We start from the raw sequence: 18970 nt of genomic DNA on the forward strand, positions 1-18970 counted from the left end.
ATCGACGCGGGTGACGAAGACCTCGTCGGGGAAAGCGTGGACGGTCGAGGCGCGGATCATCCAACTGCCGTCGCTGGCATCGCCACTCTTGGCGACCTCGTACAGGTCCTCGTCGGCGATGAAACCGGTGTAGGACATCAGGCCCTCGTAGACCGCGCCGAGTTGGCTGATGCCGAGTTGGGCGTACGAGATGAAGCCGCCTCGCTCCTTCTTGTTGCCGCGGGTGAGCATGAGCAGGCGAAGGACGGTGTGCAGGGTGGCGTTGCGGAGCCTGGTGTCGATCGTCCGTGCCTCGGGCTCGTCAGGATCGTCGTCGGGATGGGTGAAAGCTTTCGGCCCGATGTGTTTGATCGCGCCGTCCAGGAAGAGGTTGGAGCGCAGCGGCTCGAACCGGATGCTTTCGCTTTCGCTCGTGGTGCGGGTGACCTCGGCGGTGCCGCGCTCCCGATAGCCGTTGTTGACCTTGTGGAACAACAGGTCGAGTGACTCGTAAAGGTGGAAGCCGTTGGCAGCGGCCTCGCCGACCAGTGGCCGGGTGACCAGGTCGCCGAGTCGGGCGAGGCTGTAGCCCTCCATGTACTCGGGATAGTCGACCGGCAGCACGCCGAGGTCGGGCCGGGCTTCGGCATAGAGCAGGAACAGGATGCGGTAGAGGTAGCGCAGGGCCTCGCGGGCGAGGGACCGGCCGAGCTCGGCGGGTTCCATGAGCTGTTCGGGGCGGACCCCGGTCTGGGCGATTCGAGCCAGGACTTCGTTTGCGATGTGCTCGACCGACAGTCTGATGCCTTCACGTAGTTCGGAGGAGACCCCGGCTGCGTTCTGGCGGGAGCCGGCGATGAGACCAGCCAGCGGTTCGGCACCGCCTTCGGGCGGAGGGCGAAGGGCGTCGGCGCTGAACAACGCGGCGATGACGTCGAGTTCACCGGCGTTCCGGGTGTCGTTACGCGCATACGCGGTGTCCAGTGCCGCAGCGAGGTATCGGCGCTCGCCCCAGGTGAGCCGGTCGGTAAGGACCAGCACACCGCCGCAGAGGATCAGTACATAACGGGGTGGGTTGTGTTCCGCCCCGAAAAGCCAGGCAGCGAGTGCGAATCCGGCGTCGATGTGTTCCCGCCGGTCCAGGTCGAACGGGTGGCGGAGTCGGCCGGCGTCCTCGTCGGGGTCGACGACCTCATCCGGGTCGGTGGCCCAGCCGCACTCGATGACCACGATGCCAGGTTCGGAGTGCGCGACGAGGACTTCGTATTCGTGGTTGGCGCGTTCCACGGTGATCGCCACCGGTTCGCGTTGGGTCGTGCCGGGTTCCAGATAGCCGAGCCAGCTGAGGATGGTGGTGTGCAGATCGTGCAGGACGATGCTGCGTTTCTCCGCGTCTCCGAGGTCGGCCAGGTCCCTTTTCGCGTCGAGGTAGTCGCGGCGCAGCGCCCGAATGCCGACCCGAGGAGTCGATCGTCCGTCGCTCTCCTCCTTCGCCCATCTGGCGAGCAGGCCCTCGTCTCTCTTCTTCAGGTCTCGCGGCAGGACTTCGGCTAGGTAGTACGAGGACAGGTATTCGCCGCGGTTGGCGATCGCGTCGAACGTCATCGTCCCTCCGCCCCTTCATCGGTCCGGGCAACGAGTACGGCCAGCAACCGCAGCAGCGGTTCCCCGTCGGTCGCAAGCCGCCCGACCAGTTCCTCCTGCTCAGCCACTGTCGTCTCGACCTCACGTTTGCGGCGGGTGCGCTGGCCCGCACTGGTCTGGTCGTCGCCGAACAGGCTCTCCTGCACCCACCGTTGAAGCTGTTGGCGGTAGTCGCGGATCGGCTGTTCCACGATCTCGTCCCAGCGCTGTCGCTCACCGGCCAGGTGGATGCGCGCGGCGTCGATCGCGGCCGGCACCCACTTCTGGAGTTGCTCCAGGTCGAGAGGCGTCAGCGGGTTGGTCATGTTCGGACCGACCCGTGCTGCGGCGAGCGCCTCGGACAGCGGCTTGATCGTGGGTTCTCCGGCGAGACCGCTCACCGCCATCCAGTCGACGACGGTCGGCTGGCCGAGGCGGTTGCAGTACACGCCTTGGACCAGGTAGGTCGGCTCATGCACGTCAGCGATCAACACTGGTGCCTGCTGGCGGCCGAGACGGAGCAGCACCTTGTCAGCCAGCCACTCGACCATCGGGTGCACGTCGCTGACGAAGGTGACATCCGGCCATGCGGTCTTGCTGAGCCGCCGCGCCTGTACCAACTTCGTCTGGGCGAGATCCCTGTCGAAGGTGACCCGTAACCGCAATCCTCGCTCGGTGCGCTGTGCTGCCAGGTAGGAACGTGGCAGGTCGGACAGCCGGGACGTGAGATCCGGTGGTACGTCGAAACTGAGCAGGCCCGATTCGCGGCGCAGGCCTATGGTGTCTTCTGCGGCGTCAAAAACCTCGGTCAGCGCCTGATCGACGAAAGCCTCTGTGCTCTCGAACAGGGTCGGGATGGTCGCCTTGGCCGGTGTCGGGTTGCGCGGTGCGTCGCCCATGCCACCCAGCAGGTCGGCCAGTACGTCGCGCTCTTCGACTGCCTCCAGGGATTGCTCGATGGTCTTGCCGGCGAGCAGGTCCTGGACGAGGCGACGCTCTTCTTTTTCCGGCAGATACTCACCCGTGACTGCTTCGGCGGTACCGAGGCTGCGGTGGGCGGCTTCCTCTCGCTTGAGCAGATGCTCGGCAACCGACCGGTCATCGAGCGCGTCTTTCGTCGCCGAGGTGAGGATCAGCGCGTCGAACTGCGGCTGGAATCGCTGCCCGTACCGGTCGATCCGGCCGTTGCGCTGCTCGATACGAATCAGGCTCCATGGCAGGTCGTAGTGGATCAGATGGTGGCACTGGGTGTGCAGGTTGACTCCCTCGGAGGCGATATCTCCGGTAAGCAGAAGACGGACGTCGCTGCCGGCCAGCGAGAACTCCTCGACGATCTGCTGCTGCTCGGTGTCCGTGCGCCCGCCGTGCATAACGCGGATGGCGTCCTTCGATAGGTCGAGACGGGCGGGGAGGGCCTCGGCGAGCCATTCGAGTGTTGCCACCCGCTCCGAGAAGACCACGACTCGTGTACCGCTCTTCTCCCTGACGCCGATGTCGGTGAGCAGTGTGACCAGGGCTGACAACTTCGCCGAGTCATCGTCCGACATTGCGCCGGTCAGTGCCTGCAAGCGGGTCAGCGCGGCGCGCTCGGCGGGCTCGGTGCAGTTCGACGAACCGAGTCGGTTACCGACGGTGTCGGCCAAGGCCCGGTGCGAAGATAGGAAGGCCTTGACCATTGTGTATGGCAGCAGGCGCCGCCCTGCACCGGTGCTGACGCCGTTCTTGGCCAGCCAGGTGTTCGTCAGCTCCTGGAAGATCGCTTCCTCGGCCGGTGTGGCAGCGCAGTGCGTCGGCACGGACGGGCCTCGGTCTGCCCACTGCTCGCCGATCTGGTCGCGCACTTCCGGGCTGATCTTGGTGCGGCGCAAGTAGACATGGGCGATGTCCGAAGCCGTGTAATTGTCCCTGTCGGCGATAGCGGCGGGATCGAGCAGCCGGATCAGGTCGGCGAATGAGCGTTTGTCACCGTTGTGCGGTGTGGCGCTGGCCAGCAATAGGGCGTCGCTATGGGAAGCGAGTAGCCGGGCAAGCCGGTTACGAAGGCTGGTTCCGCCGATCAGATTGTGTGACTCGTCGATGACGACCGCGTCCCACCAGACGTTCTTCAGGTGGTGCTCGTACTCGGCGACCCGCTTCAACGTGTCGATTGAGATGATGATCCGTCGGAAGTATGTGAACGGGTTACGGCCCGCTGGAATCTCGCGCTGAATACGCTCCAGACCGCTGGAGTCGAGTCGCACCAGCGGGATCGAGAACCGGGTCCACATTTCCCGCTGGAACTGATCCAGGATGTGCTGCGGGGTGACGACCAGCATCCGATCGCCTCGGCCGCGCCGTACCAGTTCGGCAAGGATCATGCCGATTTCCAGCGTCTTGCCCAGCCCCACCACGTCGGCGAGCAGGATTCGCGGGCGCAACGCCGAGAGTGCGAGTTCGGCCGGCCGCTGCTGGTAGACCAGTGGATCGGCGACGAATCCCCCGGACAACGCCAGGCCACGTTCCGAGCGTGGCAGTGGCGTCCGGCGCAGCACCGCTTCCAGGAAGAGACGACTGCGCCGGAACCGCGGCGAGTTGTCAGTCACCAGCAGGGTGTCCTCCGGGCGGAGCACTTCGATCGTGTCGATCTTTGTGAAGAACGTGGCGGGCATGTCCCGGACGTATTCGGAGACCCCGATCGCCTCGATCTTCGTGCCGTCATGGTCCGTGGGGACGGCCCGCTTGACCAGCCACTCCTCGTCCCGTACAAGGATCCGCGCCCCTGGCGGGAACGGTGACTGGGGTTCCGTGCTCATGTGTCTCGCATCCGTGATCTCTTATGGCTGTCTGTCCGAGCTCGTCAGAAGCGCGCGTCCCGGGCATAGGCGGCCCGGAGTTCCTCGGCGAGCCAGCGCACGTCCGCCTCCACCGGCTCGGGTTGCGTTGGTTCGGGAATAGGATCCGCTCGGTCCTCGGCATCCTCGGGGTCGACACGCGGATCCGCCAACTCCGGCGGCACCACGATCGATGGAGGCGCGTCGAACGTCGCCTTGATCAGGCGTCGGCGGATGGTGGACACGCTCTCCCCGCTGCTCGTAGCCAGCGCGATGAGCTGGTCGTGAACCACCCTCACGCCAGGCCGGGCAGTCGGCTCGTGCGCGAGCATCAATCCCAACAATGGCACCAGTTCCGCCGGAGCACCGGTCAGGTCAGGCTGGACCACAGGATCGCTGATGCGGTGAGCCAGCACGATGCCAGGCGGCCCCGGGTACAACGGGCGGCCGGTCACCGCGTACGCCAGCGTGGCGCCCAGGGCGTACACATCTGTGGACGGCAGCAGGTCACTCTCGGCTCGAACCTGCTCGGGTGCCATGTACGCCAGAGTGCCGATCCATTGTCCGGGCGCGGTTACCTGGTGGTCCCGGGCGAGGAGCACCTTCGCGAGCCCGAAATCGATGACCTTCGGCCCCTCTTTGCTGAGCAGAATGTTCTGTGGTTTGAAGTCCCGATGGAGGACTCCCGCCTCATGGATCTTGTTCAGCCCGTCGGCCAGTTGGGCGCCCAGCATGGCGGCCAGGGTGACATCCAGCGGGCCGGAGCGTTCCACGCGCTGCCGGAGCGTCGGACCCTCGATGTACTCCACCGCCAGCCACGGTGGCTCGTCATCCAAGCCGGCGCCTTCGAACCGAGCGACGCGAGCGCCATACACGGTCTTGAGGTTGACGACCTCCAGGGCGAAGCGCTCCCGGAAGTCCGCGTCGTTGAGCAGCGGGCTCTTGATCACCTTTACGGCCACGCGGTCCGCCGTTGGCGAGACGCCGAGAAAGACCTGTCCCATACCGCCAGCACCCAGCCGGCCCACGATCTCGTATGGGCCGACCTGCTGCGGATCACCAGCCTGCAAAGCCTCCATGCCACCGCCCCGTGTCCGCGCTCTTGGGAAGTCGAAACGTATCATGGCCCGTCACGGACGGTCACTACGGATTGCACCCGTTCCCGGCGTCATGAGATTGCGACCGCGAGCACCGACATACGCCCGACTACTCTGCGTGCATGGACCGTCATCGGTCGTATCTGGCGAATGGCTTTGGAGACGTGCTGGTTACGCGACGCCTTGGGCTACGAGTTGGTCGTCGACGTAGGCGTAGACCGGTTGTGGGCGGAATCCGGCGAACAGCCGCTCTCGGTGCTTCTCGATGCGGACGTGGTGCTGTTCCTCGGTGCCGACCATGAACTCGTAGCGCTTGACGAGGTCGATCGAGGCGAATCGGGCAGCCCGGACGACACTGACGTCGTCGACTTTGATGGACAGGTTGCCCCAGAACTTGTTGAACGAGAACGTCACGTGGTGGCGCTCGGTGACGCCGACGTCGAAGGCGAGAAGCACCCGGTCACTGTACGACCCAACGCCTCGCGGGCACTCGTTCCTTTCGATTCATCGCTGTCGCGCTGATACCGGACAGACTGGCTGGTGTCCGGCGATTAGGCTGTTGGTGCGGTTCAGTGCGGCGACGACGGTGTGGTAGCCGTGCCACGGGTCAGTTTTTGATCGCGGTGACGGGCCCGGCGGCCCGGTTCGGGTGCAGCGGATGAACCGGGCGTACAGGTCCTCGGCGGGCGGGGCGCCGTCGCCGAGGTCGGCAACGGCGGTGCGTAGTGCCGCCCACATGAACATGGCGAGCGGGATGGAACCGAGGTGTTCCCGCAGTGCCTGCCGTGCCGGTGCGCACGGGAACGAGGCGCCGCAGCTGCGGCAAGTCCATGAGGTGCGGTCCGGCTGGTGGTTGTCGACGCTGAATTCCGGGTCGATCACGGTTGTGTGACCGCCGTCAGGCTGCTGCGCAATCCGATCGGTCCGCCAGGGCTGCGGATGGCTGACTCGGTCGCGTCGAGAAGCCGGTTTATCCGGTTCAGGCCGGTTGTGGGGATGTGTCCTCGGTCGAGGCCGCAGTCGTTGACGATCTTGAGTAGGCGATGCCGCTGTCGGTTTCCGGAGAGGTGGTGACAGCCTGGGTGGGCGAGAATGTCACGGGCTGCGTACCCGTCGTTTGTTCGGTCCAGAAGGTTGTTGGCGATGGCTGTGGCCGTCGGGTGGTCGATGCCGAGGGCGTCGATGACGCTGAGGTCGTGGCGTGTCCAGAACACCTCTGTGCCTGGTGCGCGATGGCGGCTCGGCAGGTATGGAGGTCCGTCGTGTGCGCCGGTGGTGGTGCAGAGCAGGTTCAACACGGTGGTGACGGCGTTTTCCCACGGTTCGCCGGGCATGGTCGTGCGTAGCAGGTCGGCGGCGTGGTGGTGGCGTCGGGCGAGGGTGTGGGAGATGACGGCGATCTGGCGGCCGTCGAGCATGCGGTGTCCGATGCCGTGGTGCTGTTCGAGGCGGTGTCGGGCGTCGTCCCAGCGGTTGGCGGAGGCCAGTGCGTGGGCGCCGGTGCCGAGCAGGACCGTCCAGATCCATTGGCGTAGCTCGGCGTGCTCCGTCGCGCTGGCGGTGAGCGCGGTGGTGGCGATGGTGATGCCGTCGATGGTGACCGTGGCGTGGTCGGCGACGGCCTGGTAGAGGGTTTCGAGGATGGTCCAGGCGGTGGCGCCGTCGCCGTCGCGGATGCGGAGCCGGGCGAGGTTGACCAGGGGTTCGAGGGCGTTGCGGCCGGGGTGGGGTCGGCTGAGCGTGGCGTGGGCGAGTCGATGGCACCAGTGGTGGGCCAAGTCGTGGTCGCCGCAGTCGGATGCGATCAGGGCGGCGAGGTTGAAGACGGCGGACGCGGTGGCGAGGTCACCGGTGGTGGCTTTGTCGGCGAGCGTGCTCAGGCTGGTGATGCGTTCGGGCAGTGGGGTGCAGGCAGGCCGGGCCCGGGCGATCAGCGGGAACCGGCGGGTGGTGCTGGCGTCCATCAGGCTGCCGTCGCCGTGGTGGCGCTGAGTGTGGGGTCGTCGCCGAAGATGACCGTGCGGGCCGCGGCGGCGAGGGCGGCTTGTTCGTTCTCGGGGATGCCGCGCCGGTTGAAGGCGAAGATGACGTGGTGGGTGAGAACGTCGCGCAGACCTCGGTGCAGCTGTCCGGAGTCGTACAGGCGGCGCAGAGCTTGGCCCGCGGCGGTGAAGGCGGCGTGCCATTCGATGGCGGCTGCCAGTGGCGCTCCATCGTGGGTGAGGCCAGCCGGGTCGGCAGTTAGTAGCCGCTGGATCGGGTCGTGGAGGTGTCGGAGGTGTTCGGGCCGAATCGGGTCGCGGTGGGCGGTGACGCGGGCCCATACGTCGCCTTGCTCGTACCAGTCCAGCCCGGCCGAGCGCAGCAGCTGGGTGCACTGCAGCATGGACAGTTCCCGGCGGTGGGGCTGGCTGGGTGGACGGGTGAGCAGGTGACGGCTGTCGAGGTGCCACAGCCGGTGGGCGATGGTCATCGCCTTGTGTCCGCCGAAGGCGTGGATTTCGGGTTCGTAGACGCCTTCGGTGACGGCAGTCAGGTGGCCGGCACGGCGAAGGTCGTGCAGGTGACCGGTGATGTCGGTCGGCGCGTCACTGCGGGTGGGCAGGTAGCGCAGCCGCCAGTGGGTTCCTTTGCGGACGACGAACCAGGCGTCGATCATCTGGGTGTTCTCGGCGTGGGTGAGGATCGGGATGACGTGGGCGACGGCGATTCGCTCGGCGTCGCGGTGCTCGGCGAATCCGATGGTGAATTGCTGCCAGCCGGGCTCGTACATCGGTGCCTCCGGAAGCGTGTTCAGGCGAGCAGGAGGAAGGCGTCCCAGCCGGTCGCGTTGGTGCCGGTGTGGGCGTTGTGCAGGGCGAGGGCGGCTCCGGCGAGGCCGTTCATCAGCTCTGGCGTGTCCGGTGCTGCGGTCTGGAGTTGGTGGGCGAGGTCGTCGGCCAGGCCGGGCAGATGTGTGGTGATCTGGGCTGCGGTGGCGGTGGTGCTGCTGGTGGCGGTGCGCCAGGCGGCTTGGAGCAGTCCGGCGCTGCCGTGGCAGAGGCCGGGTTCGGTCAGTAGGGTCCGCCAGCCGGGTTCGGTGACGGCGGTGCGCATGGCGGCCTCGGCGCGGTGTTGCCGGACGGTGTCGTGCAGGGCGAGTCCGGCCAGTTGCTGGGCGCGGGCGATGCCGGCGGTGCCGTAGCACCAGGACGGCCGGTGCCGCGAGGGCGTTGCCCGCGCTGCGGCGTCGGTGAGGTACGGGGGCCACCACCAGCTGGTGCCGTCGTGGTGGCAGTGCTGGTCGGTCCAGGAGCACAGGTCGGCTATGGCGTCGAGGGTGCCGGGCGGGTGCTGGCCGGTGGTGACGGCGAGAGCGAGCAGCGCGATGACGGCGCTGATGCCATGGGCGACCCCCAAGTTGCCGTGACCACCTGGAAAGCTGGGGTCGGGGGTGCCGCCGAGTCCGGAGTCCAGCCACCACGGTGGACGTCCGCCAGCGCTTGCCAGGGGTGTGGTGAGCCGGGTCAGGTAGGTGAGGACGTCGTGGGTGATCGGATGGTCGGGGTGGCGGCGTAGGTGGTAGACGCCGTGTCCGGTCAGGCCGTGGACGAGGTCGAACTCGCTCATGGTCAGCGCCTGTCCGGCATCCAGGCGGGCGGTGGCGGCGGCGAGCCGGGTACGGGTGAGGGCGACGGTTCGATCGGACAGCAGGGCCGCGGTGCGCTGATAGCCGCCGAGGGCCGTGGCGGCGTGCAGGAGCAGGGCCAGGGTGGGTACGCCGTGGAACAGGTTGGCGTTGGGGCCGGCGCTGACCGGGTCGCCGGTGGCGGCGCGGATCCAGTGGTGCGCGGTGGCTTCATCGCCGCGCCCGGAAACCGCCCGTTCCAGATGGAGCAGGGCGATCCCGACAGCTCCACCGGCGAGGGAAGCGGGGTTGGTCCGCTCACCGGCGGTCCGGTCGATGATGCCGGGATCGGCGAGCTGGGCGGCGATCGTGTCGAGGAGGTCGCCGGTGTTGGGGCGGGTTGCGGTGGTGAGGGTCATGGGGTGCTCCGGGCTCGGGCAGCCCAGCTCAGGGCGGCGGCGCGGGCGAGGTGCAGGCAGACGGCTTCGGCGGGCCGGTCCGGGCCGGCGACGCGGGTGTGGTGCAGGTGCAGCAGGTCCGGAAGCAGGGTGGCCGGTGTGAGGCCGGCGGTGTGGAGGGCGTCGCGGTAGCGCAGGACGGCGGAGGCTCGGGTCTGCCAGGCGGCCAGGATCTGATGTCCGCCGGGCAGTGCGGTCAGTGCGGTGTGGGCGGGGTCGGCCAGGGTGACGGCCTGCTCGTAGAGGGTGCGTTGTGGTGCGGGGCGTTGGGTGCCGACGTGGTCGGTGAGCCAGCGCCGGGCGTGGTCGAGGTCGTCGAGCAGCGCAACGGTCAGGTCGAGCATGCTGGCCGCGGTCAGCGCTGCCCCGGCGGGTCCGCCGCGCTGGATGGTGGCGGTGAGTTGGGCGAGGGCGGCGGCGGAGTCGGCGGCGAAGAACGCTTCGGCGGCGGGGTAGGCGGTAGGTCCGCCGAAGCGGTCGGTCTCCGGGTAGTCGGTGTCGACTTGGCTGCGGCTGGTCAGACCGTGTTCGCGAAGCCTTCGGACCCACCAGCGCAGGGTGGCCGGGTTGTTGCCGGTCAGCCTCAGCCGGAGGTGTTGGTCGGGGTCGTGGTAGCGCTGGAACCACCACGGTCCGGGTAGCTGGGTGAGCAGGTCCGGGAGGTGGGTGGTGAGGATGCGGTCCTGGGCGGCGGGGTCGGCGTAGACCTTGAGTAGGGTGCGGTGGCTGCCGGGAAGGTGGCCGTGATCGCGGACGCGTACGACGCTGTCGGGTAGCCGTGGTGCGGGAACGGGTGGGGTGGTTGCGGCGAGAGGGATGACGATCTCGTGGGCCCGGCCGCCGATCCAGCCTGCTGGGGCGGGGGCTTCGTGCAGCACCGCGGTCCGCTGGCGGTGCAGGTAGTCGCGCAGTAGTTCGTGGTGGGCGGGTTCGTCGAGGTCGAGGGTCAGGCACTGGTCGCCGCTGCCGAGTGACACGTGTGGTGGGCAGCCGACCGTCTCGCGCCACCGGTGGAGCCGTTCACTCCAGTCGGGTTCGTCCGGTGAGAGGTCGTCGGGGGTCAGTCGCCAGCGGGCGGCGCTGAGCAGGGTCCGGCCGTAGCGCAGGGCGGGCAGGAATGGCAGGTCCTGGGCCGCCGGTCCCCAATCGAACGGGTGGCAGGGGGCGGCCAGGGCGGTGCTGGCCTCGGCGAGGAAGCGGGTGATCGGCATCATCTGCCGGTCCGGTTCGACGGCGGTGACCGGGACCGGCTGCACCGGCCGCCGGTGGGACCGGCTGATCAGGTAGAGCCGATGCGGGTCGGCGGTGATGGCTATGTCGTCGATCGTGATCCTCTGCGAACCATCGGTGTGGAATTCGCCGAGGGCGACCAAATAGGGCAGGACGTGCGGTGCGCGGGCTACATCCATGCTGATCGCGTACCTGGTCGGTGCTACGAGCTGGGCGATCATGGCGTCGTCGGTGATCGGTGGGGTGCCGGTGGCGTATGCGGTGGCGAAGCGGTGTTGCTCGTCTACGTCGAGCAGGTCGAGCAGGCGGCCTGTGCTGGTCCCGGCGTTGCGCGAGACCCGTACGAGCGACAGGCTGAACCGGCCGTCACGTAGACCGGCCGGGTCGTCGGCGTGCACGCGGACGGTCAGTTCGGTGGTGACCTGCACCGACGACGGCAGCAGCTCGGGTGACGCCCAGGTGGTGATCGTGGCGTCGTCGAGTGCGATCTCCCGCTGCCGGGCCAGGGCTGCACGCTGAGCCGCCGCGAGTAGAGCTCGATCTCGGTCGGTCACCGTTACCGACGGGGCGGGGTCTGCTCCGGCGTAGCCGGCGGGATAGCCGAGCCCGCCGACAGGGTCGACGGCGTCGAGGACCGGGACCAGCGCGTACGGGCCGAATCGCTCGAGGAACCGACGATGCCATCCCGCCCATCCGACACGCGGCGGCACTGCGAGGCGGGTCAGCGCGGACGCCGCCCGGCACGCCTCGGCCATCACCACCGGAGGGAGGGAGATCTCGCAGTCCAGGCGCAGATCGACGCCGATCGCCGGGCGGTCGGCCACGGTGGCGGCGGTGACAGCGAGCGCTCGCCTATGCGCGGCGGCCTCGGCGCCGGTGGCGTGGTCGTGTTCCTGCTTCTGTTTAGCCAGGCGCCGCAGGGTGTCGACCAGCTCAGCCACGTCCGACTCGGCGGCATCGGGCATCCTGTCCAACGTCTCCAGCAGTGCGGACAGCGGATCAGTACAGCTGGCCGGCGGCCGGAGTTCAGTGACGAGCAGCCGCTGCGCCACCAGCTGGGCGAGCAACCTATCGACCACCTGCGGGGGTGCGCCCTGCTCGGTGGCGATCCGGTCGGACAGCACCCCGCCGCGGATCGGGGTAGCGGTGACCGCAAGGGCGGCGGTGACCGGACCGGTGGCCCGAACCCGTACGTGCACCGGTGCCGCGTCGGCATCAGTTCCGGCCCGGTGATGCAGGATCACCTCACCGTCCCGCTCCACCAACAGGTCGTTGCGGCGAACGAGCAGATGGCAGCGGATTCCCGGGTCGGCCTCCAGCCGGTCGATCACCTGCTCCAGCCAGCCGGCACGGATCCGTGCCGTCGCCCGGTGGTTGGTGCCGAACCGGGCGTGGGGCTGCTCGGCGATGGTGATGGCGGCGATCCCGGCGAACAGCCCGTACGGGGTGGCGCGGCCGGTGGCGCGTATCAGGTACCGCATGACCGCCAGGACCACCCGCCGGGCATCGCGCGGGGTCACGGTTCCCCTCTGGACGGCGGTGATGCGGCGGGTCAGGTCGGGGCTGGCGTGGTGCACGGCGACGGCGAAGCCGGGGATCGCCATGGCGCGGGTGAGCCAGTGGGCCCAGGATGCGGTGGTTCCTGCGGTCAGGTCCGGCCACGTGTCGACCTGACCGGGCGTACAGACGGCGGCTCTGATCAGCGCGGCGTCGGGCAAGCTTCGGTACACGGCACCTCCGGTTGCGTTGAGATCCGGGCTCAGGGGTCTCGGGTCCGGAACGGCACTCCCGGACCCGAGACGCGCTGGCCGCTATCGGGCGTCAGTCAGCAGCTGGTACAGGCGGACTCGCAGGTGGTGCCGCAGTTGTCGCCGGTCATCTTGATGATGTGGGTGACGCTGTCGCCGGCCTCGAGGAACGTGATGTCCAGCTCGAAGTCGGTGTCGGGCTGGTCGGCCGTCGGCGGGGTGACGACGGTGGTGCGGTCGATCGTGGGTGCGGTCATGACAACCTCTTCTTCGTCTCGAACAGGGGGTATGGGGTTTCTCCGGCCCTCGCACGGACCGGAAACTCAAGTCACGTCCAGCTGATGGCCAGGACGCCGTGGCGTTTGACCGACCGCCATCCGGGCAGCCCGGTGATGTCGGTACCGGCCGGGTAGTAGACGATCCGGGCGGCACCGCGCCGGAAGTGGTCGGTGCCCCAGTCGCGGACCAGGTCGAGCATCCGCTCGCCGACCTGCTGCGCCTGCGGCCCGTACGCGCGGACCCCGGCCTCGAAGCCGCTGGCGAACTGGGTGCTCTCGCGTTTGGTCCGGTAGGCGAAGCTGCCGCCCTGCACCAGCACCGGCAGGCCGTGGCGGACCGCGGGCTCGACCACATGCTCGTCGACGGCCTTCTGCGCGGCGTGCATCATCGCCATGCCGGAGCCACCGTTGGTCAGCTGGAACATCGCGAGTTCGTCCGGCATGTCGAACGGCGTGCCGGCCCACAACTCGACCGCAGGAGCCGCTAACGCCGTCCGCAGAGCTTCGACGTCAACGTCGAGATCGTGCTGGGGATCGACGTACAAGCCGACGTCAGCGGTGATCCGGATGAGCCGTTCGGTGTTCGCCCCGTCGCCCTGCATCGGTACTTATGCGGACCTCACGGTTATGCCGATGGGGCCTGCGCAGAAGTCTCGTCCCGCTCAGGAACGTGAGGCACCCGGGCCATCGGCATTGCGACGCCGGGTGAGCCGGGCAACCCGCCGTCGTTGCCAGCGGAGAGGGATCGTTGTCGTGGGATGACACGCGGATCGTGCATACGAGTGAGTCGTCACGTTCTGTACCAGTGCTCTTCCAAACCTTTGCGGCGCCGTCACCGTCGCATTCGGGCGCATCATCGACGCCTGCCGCAGGAAGGCGCTCGGCACTGCACCAAGAGGGCTGTCGCCCGATGGCATGATGCAGCGATGCTCCCTACCCGCCGTGCCCTCCATGACCGTGTCGCGGCGTCGTTGGCCGCCTGCGCCGACGGTGAACTGGCGGCGTTGTTGCAGGCCGCGTCACCCGTAGGTGTAGGCGTGGGAGGCGGCTCTTCGATCGCCGATGTCGATGGCACGCCCGTGTTCGTCAAGCGGGTTCCGATCACCGATCGGGAGCTGGATCATCCGCACAGCACGGCGAACCTGTTCGACCTGCCGGTCCGTTGCCAATACGGTATGTACCGCCTGGCCGGTCCGGGCTTCGGCGCGTGGCGCGAGCTGGCCGCAAACCAGAGCGTTACCGAGGGCGTCCTCGCCGGGGAGACGGAATCGTTCCCGCTGTTGCACCACTGGCGGGTGCTGCCGGGCCGCCCGCCGGTCGCGGCTGAGCACCTCGACATTGACGCCGTCGTCGCCCAGTTCGGTGGTAACCAGGCTATGCGTGCCCGGTTCGAAGCGCTGGCGGGCGCCACCGCGAGCCTCGTGCTGTTTTTCGAGGCTCTCCCCGACGGGCTGCCTCGCTGGCTGAGCGACCCGGTCGGCAGAGCCGCGGCGGTCGAGCGGCAACTGTTCGACATGGTGGCGTTCCTGCGTCACCGCGATGTGCTGCACTTGGACGGACACTTCGGCAACATCCGGGCCGACGACGACCGGCTCTATCTGGTCGACTTCGGGCTCGCCACCTCACCACGCTTCGACCTGTCGGACGCCGAGCGCGAATTCGCTGCCCGCAACGCCGGTCACGATGCCGACTATGCTTCCATGCGGCTGGTGAACTGGCTGGTCACTTCGGTATGTGGGGTGCCCGTGTCGCCCGACAGTGGTCCCGTCGCCCGCAATCAGTTTGTGCGGCGATGCGCGTCCGGCGACATCCCACCGGACGTGCCGCTACCCGTCGCGGAAATCATCGCCAGACACGCCCCTGCAGCCGCCCGGATGAACGACCTCTGCTGGCGCCTGTTCGACGGCGACCTTCACGCCGAGTATCCCGGCAGTGAAACCACGGTCCGGATCACTGCGGATCGGGCAAGTTGAGGAAGCGGACAACGCCCTCTTCCCGGCCAGATCTGGACTGTCGTCGGGTCGACGAGCCCCCACCTCGTTGAGTCGAGGATTCTTGTGTGCAGCCGACCCGCTGGCTCGTCGGCGAGCCAGCGGACGGCGTCGGCATAATCACAGGCTCTCCAGGAAGGCGACGATCGTGTCGGTGGGCTGGTAGCGCCCGGGGGTAGTGCCGAGCGGTGTGGTTCGGGCCAGCGCGCGTTCCTTGAGTGCGAGGTCGGCGTGGACATAGATTTGGGTTGTGGCAACGCTTTCGTGGCCGAGCCAGAGGGCGATGACGGTGGTGTCGACTCCGGCGTTCAACAGCCGCATGGCTGCGGTGTGGCGCAGGACATGCGGGGAGATCTTCTTCTCGGCGAGGGTCGGGCAGGCCAGGGCGGCGGTCGCGGCGTGCTTAGTGACTCGCCGTTCGAGCGCGTCCCGGGTGATGGCGGTGCCTGAGCGGGTGGGAAACAGTGGGTTGGCGGGGAGTCCGCCGCGGTCTTTGATCCAGTTCTTCAGCGTGGTGACGGTGTCCTTGGTCAGCGGCGTGATCCGCTGTTTGCGGCCTTTGCCGATGCAGTTGACGTGCGCTCCGGTGCCCAGGTGCGTGTCTTGAAGCGTCAGGGTCGTCAGTTCTGTGGCGCGCAGGCCGGTCTGGATGGCGAGGGTGAGCAGCGCATGGTCGCGTCGCCCGGTCCAGGTCGCTTGGTCGGGGGCGGCGAGCAGTGCGTCGATCTCTGGGTCCGTGAGGTAGGTGACGATCGCCCGCTCGAAGCGTTTGGCCGGGATCGCCAACACGCGCTGGATGACGGCCGCGTCCTCGGGGTGGCGCAAAGCCGCGTAGCTGAACAGGGAGCGGATCGCGGCAAGGCGGGCGTTGCGGGTGCGGGCGCTATTGCCGCGCTCGGCTTCCAGATGATCGAGAAACGCGCTGATCATGGGAGCGTCCAGGTCGGCTATCTGCAGGTGGGACGGTGTGCGGCCGGTGCTGGCCGTGGCGAAGGTCAGCAGGAGTTTGAAGGTGTCCCGGTAGGCGGCGGTCGTGTGGCTGCTGGCGTGACGCTGCCGGACCAGTCTGTCGGTGAAGAACGACTGCAGGGTGGGGCCGAGGGTGCTCATGCGGCTTCTCCGGTGTTGAGGTGGCGTTCCAGGCGCTCGCCGGCGAGGCCGAGCAGTTCCGGAGCTGCCGAGAGGTACCAGTACGTGTCTTTCGGCTTGACGTGCCCCAGGTAGGTCGACAGGCGCGGCAGCATTGCTTGGACGTCGTCGCCGTTGCGGTAGGCGTCCAGCAGCGTCGCGACGGCGAAGCTGTGCCGGAGGTCGTGAACCCGCGGCCGGCATGCCGCCGACCTGGCCGTCACGCCGGCATTCTTGGCGATCTGCCGGAACGTTCGGCCCACGTTCGGGCGGTCCATCGGGCCGCCCGAGGACGAGACGAACAACGCCCTGACCACCGTCGCAGGGACGAACTGTTCGCGGGCCTGCCGGTAGCGCAGGAGCGCGTCGATAGTGCTCGGGTGCACGGGCAGCAGCCGGGACTTGCCGAACTTGCCGTCCCTCACTGTCACGATGCCCTGTTGCGCGTCAACGTCCTGATCCTGCAGAGCCAGCGTCTCACCGACCCGCATCCCGGTCACGGCCAGCAGTCCGATCAGGACCGGATAGACGAGGGCGTGCAGAGGGAACGGCAGCTGCCGAGCTGTCGCTACCAACGCATCGATCTGAGCGGGTGAGTAGAGGTACGGGGTTGCCCGGCTCGATCCGTAGCGGATGAGTCCGGCCGGAGGCACTTCGTGGCGAGGGTCGCGGGCGTGCAGGTAGACCGCGAACGGGCGAACCGCGTTCAGCCGCAGAGCATGCCACCAGGGATCCCCGGCCGGTGCGGTCGCCCACGCGAGGGCATGCTCGACAGTGACCGTGTGGGCGTCTTCGTCGTGTAGATAGTCCAGGAATTGTCCGAGGAGCTTTTCCGCGCGCTCGAGCTTGTAGCCCAAGGCCCGACGGACGGCCAGGTAGTCGGCGAGGGTCTGCCGCAGGGCACTCATGCGGCTGCCTCCGGCGTCGGCCACGGTCGGGCGACGCGACGCAGTCCCGCGATGTCGACCTTGGCGTAGATAGCCGTCGTTGCCGTGTGCTGGTGGCGCAGCACCTGACCGATCTCGGTGAGCGAACCGCCGGCGGCGAGCATGGCGGTCGCGGCGCTGTGCCGCAGCCGGTGTCCACGGACGATTCCGAGGCCGGCTTTACGAGCGGCCGCCGCGGCGACGTTGCTGATCGCGTCGGGGCTCATGGGCCGGTATGGGCCCCGGGCAGAGAGGAACACCTCCCGATGCGCACCGGCCTGTCGGCCGTCCTTCAGATACGCCACGATCGCGCCGCCCGCGTCACCGGGCAGCGGCAGCCGCTCATAGCGGCTTCCTTTGCCCATGACCATGACCTCGCCGCGGCGCCAGTCGATGTGCTCGAGCCGCAGGCGAGCCACCTCACCGGAACGCAGTCCAAGCCGGGCAAGCAATGTCAGGATGGCCAGGTTGCGGCGTCCCACAGCCGTATCCCGGTCGCAGATCGCCAACATGGCGGCAACCTGCTCCGCGGGCAGCGCCTTGGGCAGCCCGGCCAGTCTCCGGCTGTTGGCCGCCGGCACCGCGCTGGCCAGTCCAGCCGAAACGAGACCCTCAACATGCAGGAGCCGCAACAAGGAGCGCAGCGCAGTGACCGTCGGTGGCACCGACGCCGGCCGGACCTTGGATTCCGCGACAATGAAGGCGGTCACATCCTCAGCGGTCAGCGACGGCAGATCCAGCCCACCGCGGTCCGTCAGCCCTACCAAGAACGGGCGCACGAGCTGCATCCGCAACGAGACCGTCGACTGCGCCAGGCCACGCTCCTTGGCCAGATACCCAGCGAACCGGAGGAGCAGCGCATCGACCTCGCCGACCGGCGCCTGCTCCGGCAACCCGATCACACCGACGCCGCGCAGGTAAGCCAACAATGACGCGAATGAGCCGACCCGCAACCGCGTCTGACGGCCCTTTGCGTGACGTTCAACCAGGAATTCTTCGATCAGTCCTTCGCCCAGTACGTCGGCTCCGAATGCGCGGGTTTCCAACCAGCGACTCAGGTGTCCCACATGCTGGCGGTAAAGCACCACGGTCCCAGCCGCGTAGCCCTGGGCGGCCAACACCGCTGCGAAGCCGTCAACGTACGGCATCAGCGGCCCGGCCATCGGCGCGGCAGCACTCGACACGTTCAGTCCCCTCCCTCGTTCTCGACAGGAGGAAGCAACCGCGCCCGATAATCGGATTATGCCGAGATGTGAACCATCGAACACCAGGAATATACGGCTGCCCGCTGGTCAGTTCGGCATAACAACCAGGTCCGCATAAGTGCCGTTATGCCGACTTCGGCATAACGGAACGAACCCGCCGAGCCGGTAGCTGTCGGCGGTCAGCGTGTCACCGGTGCGGTCGAACGCGATCATGCGGGTGATCCCGGCGAAGCGCAGCGGGACCACGATCCGGCCCTTCTCGGTCAGCTGGGCCAGCCAGGCTGGTGGGATGTCCCACGCGCCGACGGTGACGATGATCCGGTCGTATGGGGCATGCTCCGGTACGCCGTGCTCGGCATCGGCCAGCACCACGTTGATGCGCTCGTAGCCGGTCGCCGCCAGGCAGGTCCGGGCGCGCTCGACGACGCCGGCATCGATGTCCACTGTTGTCACCGCGCCGTCCGGGCCGACGACCTCCGCGATCAGCGCCGCGTTGTAGCCGCCGGAGCCGATCTCCAGGACCCGCATGCCGGGCTGGACGTCGGCCATCTCCAGCTGGATCGCCTGGATATGGGTGGCCGACACGACGCTCGACTGGCTGCCGTCGGCGAACAGCACCGGCTCCAGCGTGGTGTGCGTGTCGTACACCTTGGCCAGATCGCTCTCCCCCGGAGCGAACGCATGCCGGGGAACCGTCGCGAGCGCGGCGGCCACCCGCTCGGAATGCAACAAGCCCTGCTCACGTAACGAGGCCACCATCGCCGCGCGGAGCACGGCCGGGTCCGGGGTCTGGATCGGGGTTGCTGTCATGATCGCTTCTCATCTCCGGTCATCGGGTCGGTTCTGGTCGTCTGAAGGTCTATCGCCTGTTCCGAGTCGCCCGGTGCGGA

The 18970-nt window shown here is 68.1% G+C and carries 15 protein-coding genes; 1 reads left to right on the forward strand and 14 read right to left on the reverse strand.

The window, feature by feature from the left end; genetic code table 11:
* Positions 1–1580 precede the first annotated feature (1580 nt).
* The 10 genes from BLU81_RS12555 to BLU81_RS12600 all read right to left on the reverse strand — a co-directional run bounded on the left by BLU81_RS12555 (position 1581) and on the right by BLU81_RS12600 (position 13432).
* The gene (locus tag BLU81_RS12555; RefSeq protein WP_231954462.1) at positions 1581–4250 is read right to left on the reverse strand and encodes a DEAD/DEAH box helicase; all 2670 of its coding nucleotides are present in this window, start codon (positions 4248–4250) and stop codon (positions 1581–1583) included.
* Between the two features lie 188 nt (positions 4251–4438).
* Positions 4439–5491, reverse strand: coding sequence for a serine/threonine-protein kinase (locus BLU81_RS12560; protein WP_092544514.1), 1053 nt, complete (start codon positions 5489–5491; stop codon positions 4439–4441).
* A 189-nt stretch (positions 5492–5680) separates the two neighbouring features.
* Complete coding sequence (locus tag BLU81_RS12565; RefSeq protein WP_092544516.1) at positions 5681–5965, reverse strand: hypothetical protein; 285 nt, start codon at positions 5963–5965, stop codon at positions 5681–5683.
* Positions 5966–6013: 48 nt separating this feature from the next.
* The gene (locus tag BLU81_RS12570; protein ID WP_092544518.1) at positions 6014–6391 is read right to left on the reverse strand and encodes a hypothetical protein; all 378 of its coding nucleotides are present in this window, start codon (positions 6389–6391) and stop codon (positions 6014–6016) included.
* Positions 6388–7473 (reverse strand): hypothetical protein, encoded by a 1086-nt coding sequence (locus tag BLU81_RS12575; protein WP_092544520.1) that lies wholly within the window; start codon positions 7471–7473, stop codon positions 6388–6390. The genes BLU81_RS12570 and BLU81_RS12575 overlap by 4 nt, the downstream gene beginning before the upstream one ends.
* A complete protein-coding gene (locus BLU81_RS12580) occupies positions 7473–8282 on the reverse strand; it encodes a thiopeptide-type bacteriocin biosynthesis protein (RefSeq protein ID WP_092544522.1) in 810 nt (269 codons plus the stop codon). Before BLU81_RS12580 ends, BLU81_RS12575 begins: the two co-directional genes overlap by 1 nt.
* Before the next feature lie 20 nt (positions 8283–8302).
* Positions 8303–9535: a lanthionine synthetase C family protein gene (locus tag BLU81_RS12585; protein WP_092544524.1), complete on the reverse strand. Its 1233-nt coding sequence runs from the start codon at positions 9533–9535 to the stop codon at positions 8303–8305.
* Positions 9532–12534 (reverse strand): lantibiotic dehydratase, encoded by a 3003-nt coding sequence (locus BLU81_RS12590; protein ID WP_092544526.1) that lies wholly within the window; start codon positions 12532–12534, stop codon positions 9532–9534. The genes BLU81_RS12585 and BLU81_RS12590 overlap by 4 nt, the downstream gene beginning before the upstream one ends.
* A gap of 95 nt (positions 12535–12629) precedes the next feature.
* A complete protein-coding gene (locus BLU81_RS12595) occupies positions 12630–12809 on the reverse strand; it encodes an FxLD family lanthipeptide (protein ID WP_092544528.1) in 180 nt (59 codons plus the stop codon).
* A gap of 71 nt (positions 12810–12880) precedes the next feature.
* Positions 12881–13432 (reverse strand): class I SAM-dependent methyltransferase, encoded by a 552-nt coding sequence (locus BLU81_RS12600; protein WP_092544530.1) that lies wholly within the window; start codon positions 13430–13432, stop codon positions 12881–12883.
* 324 nt (positions 13433–13756) lie between these two features.
* Here BLU81_RS12600 and BLU81_RS12605 point away from each other — a divergent pair, with 324 nt between their 5' ends.
* Positions 13757–14803: a protein kinase family protein gene (locus BLU81_RS12605; protein ID WP_092544532.1), complete on the forward strand. Its 1047-nt coding sequence runs from the start codon at positions 13757–13759 to the stop codon at positions 14801–14803.
* A 138-nt stretch (positions 14804–14941) separates the two neighbouring features.
* Here BLU81_RS12605 and BLU81_RS12610 read toward each other — a convergent pair whose 3' ends face one another.
* The 4 genes from BLU81_RS12610 to fxlM all read right to left on the reverse strand — a co-directional run bounded on the left by BLU81_RS12610 (position 14942) and on the right by fxlM (position 18890).
* Complete coding sequence (locus tag BLU81_RS12610; protein ID WP_092544534.1) at positions 14942–15931, reverse strand: tyrosine-type recombinase/integrase; 990 nt, start codon at positions 15929–15931, stop codon at positions 14942–14944.
* A complete protein-coding gene (locus tag BLU81_RS12615; RefSeq protein ID WP_092556982.1) occupies positions 15928–16857 on the reverse strand; it encodes a tyrosine-type recombinase/integrase in 930 nt (309 codons plus the stop codon). Before BLU81_RS12615 ends, BLU81_RS12610 begins: the two co-directional genes overlap by 4 nt.
* Positions 16854–18059, reverse strand: a complete 1206-nt coding sequence (locus BLU81_RS12620; protein WP_157751518.1) for a site-specific integrase — start codon at positions 18057–18059, stop codon at positions 16854–16856. Before BLU81_RS12620 ends, BLU81_RS12615 begins: the two co-directional genes overlap by 4 nt.
* A gap of 108 nt (positions 18060–18167) precedes the next feature.
* Positions 18168–18890 (reverse strand): methyltransferase, FxLD system, encoded by a 723-nt coding sequence (gene fxlM, locus BLU81_RS12625; protein ID WP_092544538.1) that lies wholly within the window; start codon positions 18888–18890, stop codon positions 18168–18170.
* Positions 18891–18970 lie beyond the last annotated feature (80 nt).

The organism is Actinoplanes derwentensis (assembly GCF_900104725.1).
Lineage (GTDB): Bacteria > Actinomycetota > Actinomycetes > Mycobacteriales > Micromonosporaceae > Actinoplanes > Actinoplanes derwentensis.

Coding starts and splice junctions, on each gene's coding strand:
- BLU81_RS12615 (WP_092556982.1), bottom strand. CDS start 16,857: ATGAGTGCCCTGCGGCAGACCCTCGCCGACTACCTGGCCGTCCGTCGG.
- BLU81_RS12605 (WP_092544532.1), top strand. CDS start 13,757: ATGCTCCCTACCCGCCGTGCCCTCCATGACCGTGTCGCGGCGTCGTTG.
- BLU81_RS12575 (WP_092544520.1), bottom strand. CDS start 7,473: ATGGACGCCAGCACCACCCGCCGGTTCCCGCTGATCGCCCGGGCCCGG.
- BLU81_RS12585 (WP_092544524.1), bottom strand. CDS start 9,535: ATGACCCTCACCACCGCAACCCGCCCCAACACCGGCGACCTCCTCGAC.
- BLU81_RS12600 (WP_092544530.1), bottom strand. CDS start 13,432: ATGCAGGGCGACGGGGCGAACACCGAACGGCTCATCCGGATCACCGCT.
- BLU81_RS12595 (WP_092544528.1), bottom strand. CDS start 12,809: ATGACCGCACCCACGATCGACCGCACCACCGTCGTCACCCCGCCGACG.
- BLU81_RS12580 (WP_092544522.1), bottom strand. CDS start 8,282: ATGTACGAGCCCGGCTGGCAGCAATTCACCATCGGATTCGCCGAGCAC.
- BLU81_RS12555 (WP_231954462.1), bottom strand. CDS start 4,250: ATGCCCGCCACGTTCTTCACAAAGATCGACACGATCGAAGTGCTCCGC.
- fxlM (WP_092544538.1), bottom strand. CDS start 18,890: ATGACAGCAACCCCGATCCAGACCCCGGACCCGGCCGTGCTCCGCGCG.
- BLU81_RS12610 (WP_092544534.1), bottom strand. CDS start 15,931: ATGAGCACCCTCGGCCCCACCCTGCAGTCGTTCTTCACCGACAGACTG.
- BLU81_RS12560 (WP_092544514.1), bottom strand. CDS start 5,491: ATGGAGGCTTTGCAGGCTGGTGATCCGCAGCAGGTCGGCCCATACGAG.